7 protein-coding genes are annotated in these 5,553 nt (G+C 62.0%); 5 read left to right on the top strand and 2 right to left on the bottom strand.

What is annotated here, in order from left to right; all coding sequences use genetic code 11:
* From AC1DX0_RS30205 to murI, 3 genes are all read left to right on the top strand, one after another.
* Nucleotides 1-581 (top strand): RNA methyltransferase (locus AC1DX0_RS30205; RefSeq protein WP_477358090.1); only part of this gene is annotated, 581 nt, incomplete at its 5' end.
* 81 nt (nt 582-662) lie between these two features.
* Nucleotides 663-1,265, top strand: coding sequence for a hypothetical protein (locus AC1DX0_RS30200; protein WP_477358088.1), 603 nt, complete (start codon nt 663-665; stop codon nt 1,263-1,265).
* Between the two features lie 114 nt (nt 1,266-1,379).
* Nucleotides 1,380-2,207: a glutamate racemase gene (gene murI, locus AC1DX0_RS30195; protein ID WP_477221270.1), complete on the top strand. Its 828-nt coding sequence runs from the start codon at nt 1,380-1,382 to the stop codon at nt 2,205-2,207.
* On the opposite strand, the gene AC1DX0_RS30190 is transcribed toward murI, so the two are convergent.
* Nucleotides 2,204-3,583, bottom strand: coding sequence for an RNB domain-containing ribonuclease (locus AC1DX0_RS30190; RefSeq protein ID WP_477221271.1), 1,380 nt, complete (start codon nt 3,581-3,583; stop codon nt 2,204-2,206). The genes murI and AC1DX0_RS30190 overlap by 4 nt on opposite strands.
* A gap of 163 nt (nt 3,584-3,746) precedes the next feature.
* Here AC1DX0_RS30190 and AC1DX0_RS30185 point away from each other — a divergent pair, with 163 nt between their 5' ends.
* On the top strand, nt 3,747-3,929 hold the full coding sequence (locus AC1DX0_RS30185; protein ID WP_477221272.1) for a DUF3008 family protein: 183 nt from the start codon (nt 3,747-3,749) through the stop codon (nt 3,927-3,929).
* Nucleotides 3,930-4,328: 399 nt separating this feature from the next.
* Here AC1DX0_RS30185 and AC1DX0_RS30180 read toward each other — a convergent pair whose 3' ends face one another.
* Nucleotides 4,329-4,526, bottom strand: a complete 198-nt coding sequence (locus AC1DX0_RS30180; RefSeq protein WP_477221273.1) for a hypothetical protein — start codon at nt 4,524-4,526, stop codon at nt 4,329-4,331.
* 372 nt (nt 4,527-4,898) lie between these two features.
* On the opposite strand from AC1DX0_RS30180, the gene rpsD reads away from it, so the two are divergent.
* A complete protein-coding gene (gene rpsD, locus AC1DX0_RS30175) occupies nt 4,899-5,516 on the top strand; it encodes a 30S ribosomal protein S4 (RefSeq protein WP_027028657.1) in 618 nt (205 codons plus the stop codon).
* The last annotated feature ends 37 nt before the right edge of the window (nt 5,517-5,553 follow it).

Here is a 5,553-nt window from a genome sequence, read left to right as displayed (position 1 = left end):
CCACCGCCAGGCAGCGCGACGGCTTCAAATCCGTGCGTGGCCCAGTCGAGGCGGGCAGGGTGCTCCGCGCCCGTCACACCATGGGGCAGCGTACCGGCATCCTGTTCGGCCGCGAGCGCTTCGGTCTCTACAATGACGAGGTCGGCCTTGCCGACGAGATCGTCACCTTTCCCGTCGACCCGGATTTCTCCTCACTCAACATCGCCCAGGCCGCCTTGCTGATGTCCTATGAGTGGATGAAGTCGGGTCTCGAGGACGAGACGAAGACCAATTTTTCGGGTCCGGAGATGAAGCCGGCCAGCAAGGAAGAGCTGCACGGCCTGTTCGCCTATCTGGAGGGCGCGCTGGAGGCGCGCGGCTATTTCCGGCCGGCGCCGAAGAAGCCGAAAATGGTCGACAATCTGCGCGCCGTGCTGACGCGCGCCGGCTTCGCCGAACCGGAGCTCAAAGTACTGCGCGGCATTATTTCCTCACTCGACAGGTTTTCCCCGGCGATGCCGCGTGGCGATGGCTCGCCGGGAGACGATCCAAGAAGGCTTCCAGCCGCTGCACGAAGCCGGGCAGCAGACAAGGAAGATTAAGGTCAATAAGCTTCGAACGTCTGGAGTAACAAAATATTATTCGGTTCTGATCCATCCTTATCGAAACTATGGGGGTGGCATATGTTTGCGTCCAGTATAGGTCGGATGCGCTTCTTCCTTTACTCTCTCGGCCTGTCGGTGGCCGAGGTGGTAGCGATCATCATCTGCATCATGGGCACGATCGGCTTCGAAGGGCTGGTCTATTCGGCGCCAGGCCCGTCACGGCAAGGCATGGCCGGTGCGGTACTGGTCTTCTCGCTCATCTTTGTTGTGCTGCGCGGCAACATTGCCTTGCGCCGCGGCCGCGATGCAAACGGGCGCCGGTGGATCGTGTGGGCCTATATCGTGCTTTCCGGCTTCTACGCCGTTCTGCAAGCAGGCACGCTGCTGGTCATCAAATTCGGCGATCCGGAAAGCGTGCCCGGCGGGCTGAACCTGCTTGGCCTTTCCATATTCGGCCTTTGGTGCAGCATCCTGTGGGCAAAGCCTGTCGCCGGCAGCAACATCGAAGAACTGACCTCCATGTTCGACTTTGACGGCCCGCTGCCAACGTCCGCCCGCGCCGACCGAACCGCAGCAAGCACTGTCCCGGCTACGCCGCGTGTCGCCGCTGCACGCGTTGCGCCAGCGCCGCAGCCTTTCGGCAGGCCGCGCCCCGCCGGCTTCGGCAAGCGTGGGGGGTGAGGCCCAGAACTGCGCAAAACTTGCGAGCATTCGCCACTTCAAGACCATGATCGTTGCGGATAGAAACGGCATTGGCCAAATCACTGGCCAGCCTCTTTCCGTGGTCCGATATTCATGAACGATCGATCAAGCCACCGCCCGATCCTGATGTTCGATTCCGGCGTCGGCGGGCTGACGGTGTTGCGCGAGGCGCGCGTGCTGATGCCGGACCGGCGCTTCATCTATGTCGCGGACGATGCGGCTTTCCCCTTCGGCGCCTGGGAAGAACCGGCGCTGCGGACCCATATACTGGAGCTGTTCGCCAGGCTGCTCGACCGGTTTGAACCGGTCATGTCCGTCATCGCCTGCAATACCGCCTCAACGCTGGTGATCGACGCGCTGCGCGACGCCTTTCCGGGCCATCCCTTTGTCGGCACCGTGCCGGCAGTCAAGCCGGCGGCCGAGCGGACGCGGTCAGGCCTGGTCTCGGTGTTGGCGACGCCAGGCACGGTGAAGCGGCAATACACGCGTGACCTGATCAGCAAGTGGGCACAGAAATGCCATGTCCGCCTGGTCGGCAGCGACAGGCTGGCGGGACTTGCCGAAGCCTATATGCGGGAGGGCTTTGTCGACGAGGAAGCCGTGCGCGCCGAGATCGCTCCCTGTTTCATGGAGCGTGATGGGATGCGGACCGATATCGTCGTGCTGGCCTGCACGCACTATCCGTTTCTGGTCAACCGTATGCGCAAGACTGCGCCCTGGCCGGTCGACTGGATCGATCCGGCCGAGGCGATCGCCCGGCGCGCGCTTTCGCTGCTGCCGCCCGTCGATGGGCCGCTGCCGCAAGGCGAGCCGGATATCGCCGTCTTCACCTCCGGCAAGGCCGACTTTGCCGTCAGCCGGCTGATGCAAGGCTTTGGACTGGTCGTAAGCCACACGGCGGCGGAAACGTCTGCCGCTTAAACAGGTTCAAAGACGATGCTGCGCTGATCCGGGTCTGCCGAGACCAGCTTCAGCGTGACACCATCACCCTGCTTGAGCCCGGAGGCCTTCAGGTTGGCAACGACAGGCATGTCGGCAAGCTGGATGCGCACGCCATGGTTGACGTCGGTGACAACGGCCTTGAACGTCTCCCCCTCGCGTCCCCTGAGCATCACCGCCTCGGCAAGATCGATGGCCGCATGGTTGATCTGCGAAGCGCGGGCATCCGAACGTCCCATCACTTTCGGCAATCTGGCGAACGCGTCGGTGACGGCTTGCGGCACGGGCTGGCCGTTGGCGATTGCCAGCACACAGCGCACGACATAGCGGTCGGCCAGTCGCCTGAGTGGCGCCGTGGCATGGGCATAGGTCGCAGCCATCGCCTCGTGCCACGGGACAACACCCTCCTGATAGGGTTGGTAGGACGCGCCGGAGCTTGCATGGCGGATTTCCAGCATCAGCGCCGCCTGCTGCTTGTTGGTCGGATCAAGGGTCCGCTGATAGTCGTGCAAGCTGGTCGAGGCCGGCCAGGATAGCCCGAGAGCCTGCGCCGCATTGCGCAGCCTTTGCACCTTGGAAGCGTCCGGCTCCGACATCACCCGGAATAACCCGGTATGGTGCGCAAACATGGCGTCGGCGATCGCCATGTTTGCAGCCAGCGAAAGYGCGGCGTTGTCTTGTTCGGATTGCAGCATCGGTCTGAACGAAAGCTTGAATGTGCCGTCGTCGAGCCTTTCCACCTCCTGTTCGGGCGGGTCGACGCGGGACGCGCCACGACGCTGCTCATTCATTGCCATGCGCCGCGCCATTTCGGCGAAGCCGGCGGGAACGTCGGAGAACTTCACGCTGTCATAGGCGAGCTTCGCGCGGCTTTGAATGATTGCCCGCTCCGCGCCGTCCAGTTTTGTCGCACCGTCTTCCGCGATGCGGACCGTGAAGATGACAGCTGGACGCGGTCCATCCGGCAACAGGCTCGCTGCACCCTCGGCAAGTACCGGCGGGTAGAGCCCGGCCTTGCCGTCCGGCAGGTAAAGCGTCTCGCCCCGCGTCCAGGCTTCGAGATCGATCGCGTCGCCGTCCTCGACGAACCAGGCGACGTCGGCAATGGCATAGTGCAGCAGAAGATCACTGCTGCTCGCCTCGATCGAGAACGCTTGGTCGAGATCGGTGGAGGCAGCCGGATCGAGCGTGACGAAGGGCATCGCTGTTCGATCGGCATGCTGGTTCGGCACACGTCTAGCCGCCGCCTGCGCCGCGGCCATGACCTCAGCCGGAAATCCATCCGGCACGTGGAATTCGGTGCGGATTTTCGCCAGGCCGGTGGAGAGCGCTTGTGAGGGGTCGGTCAGAGACTTCATTCAGCTGTCCTACACCGGCGCTTCGGACACGGGAAGGCTGTCGACGAACTCGCCAATGCCGGCAGCCTGATGGGTTGGGCAGCAGCTGGTCGAAGACCTGGGCCGCTGACGCTGGAACTGCCGCCTAAGCTCGGCGTTCACCTGACAGCAAAGGAGAAAAATCATGCCTGCCAAATCACAAGCTCAGCAAAAGGCCGCCGGCGCGGCGCTTTCCGCCAAGCGCGGCGAGACCAAGAAAGGTGAACTCAAAGGCGCGTCTCGCGAGATGTACGAATCGATGACCGAAAAGCAGCTTGAGGAATTCGCTGAGACCAAGCGCAAAGGCCTGCCGAACAAGAAATCATGAGTTGACCATCAATGATGGTGGTAATCGCAGCGCTTCACTTTCTTCGTGACCCAGTGGGGACCGCCATTGCTCCAGACTCGTCTGGTGATCTTGACCCAATGGCAGTTGTTTTTTCCGCCGGCCACAGCGAGGTTGGCGAAGCGAGTAGGGTCGGGCCTGCAAGCAGCGCGACCAAAACCAAGGTTGCTGTCTTCATAGGGCTCTCCATTGCCTGGCATTCGATTTCTAGCGAATCGCGGCAATCATCCCCAATCACGAAGTCGCGAACCTTAGCAGGCTGGCCACGGGCGTTCCCGGATTTCACAGCCGTTCAATGCGAAAGGGCCAGCGACGGATCGCTGGCCCTCCTGGATCTTGGCACTCCAAGACATCAAAGCTTGTTTCGTGCCTGAGCCGGTTTCACCAGCGGTGGCAGCGCCTTACCTTTGTCACGATCACCTTGCGATGACCGTGCCGCCACACCACTTTCTTCTTGACGATGACGCGGCAGACCTGTTTGTGGCCGTGCCAATGGCGCGCCATGGCCGGTTCCGGCGCCACCGCCATCGAACCTGCAAGCACCGCAGCGCCCGCCAAGGTAAGGAAGAACTTCTTCATGCTAATTGGACTCCTCTAGCTCCAGTCCCTTCCTGGTGCCGTTGGCGCAAAMCCTCCCGCCACATCCGGCATCGCACAACGTCGAGGACGGTATATGGTTGCGCCGTGCCGAGCCAGGCGAAAGCTTGACACCGGTTAAATCTCGGTTTAACCAGCCGCCAACGCCGGGCAGCGATGTCCGGTGTTTGTTTTGKATGCGCAAGACCGGTTGCCTTGGTTTCTGGTTTTGTTTGAACTGACGTGTCCCGTGGGTTTTCCGCCGCGTTGCGTGGGAAAACCCTGTCAGGTCTCGAAAACGGAGGCCAGAGGAGGGCGCGTTTCCTTCACCCGGACCATGAGGTGCCGGGTGTGTTGTTTTGAAAAGGGAATGCGATGAGCAAGCGCGAATCCGCGAAGTACAAGATCGACCGCCGTCTCGGCGAAAATATCTGGGGCCGCCCGAAGTCCCCGGTCAACAAGCGTGAATACGGCCCCGGCCAGCACGGCCAGCGCCGCAAGGGCAAGCTTTCCGACTTCGGCCTGCAGCTGCGCGCCAAGCAGAAGCTGAAGGGTCACTATGGCGACGTTTCGGAAAAGCAGTTCCGCAAGGTCTATGAAGAGGCCGATCGCCGCAAGGGCGACACCTCGGAGAACCTGATCGGCCTGCTCGAGTCGCGTCTCGACGCGGTCGTCTACCGCTCCAAGTTCGTGCCGACCATTTTCGCTGCCCGTCAGTTCGTCAACCACGGCCACGTCAACGTCAACGGCAAGCGCGTCAACATCGGCTCGTACCGCTGCAAGCCGGGCGACGTCATCGAAGTGCGCGAAAAGTCGAAGCAGCTGGTCATCGTCCTGGAATCGGTCGGCCTCGCCGAGCGCGACGTGCCGGACTACATCGAAGCCGATCACAACAAGATGGTCGCAACCTTCTCGCGCATTCCCGGCCTGGCSGACGTTCCSTTCGCCGTGCAGATGGAACCGAACCTGGTCGTCGAATTCTATTCGCGCTAAGCGAATGCTTTTCCGCGATACCGAAAAGGCCGCCCTT

The sequence above is a fragment of the Mesorhizobium sp. P3_A9 genome, from assembly GCF_056402975.1.
Note: the sequence above shows the minus strand (reverse complement) of the source record. Positions and strands in the feature narration are given on the sequence as shown.

Excerpts from the sequence above, each read along its gene's own strand:
- murI (WP_477221270.1), top strand. The coding sequence starts at position 1,380 with ATGAACGATCGATCAAGCCACCGCCCGATCCTGATGTTCGATTCCGGC.
- AC1DX0_RS30185 (WP_477221272.1), top strand. The coding sequence starts at position 3,747 with ATGCCTGCCAAATCACAAGCTCAGCAAAAGGCCGCCGGCGCGGCGCTT.
- AC1DX0_RS30180 (WP_477221273.1), bottom strand. The coding sequence starts at position 4,526 with ATGAAGAAGTTCTTCCTTACCTTGGCGGGCGCTGCGGTGCTTGCAGGT.
- AC1DX0_RS30200 (WP_477358088.1), top strand. The coding sequence starts at position 663 with ATGTTTGCGTCCAGTATAGGTCGGATGCGCTTCTTCCTTTACTCTCTC.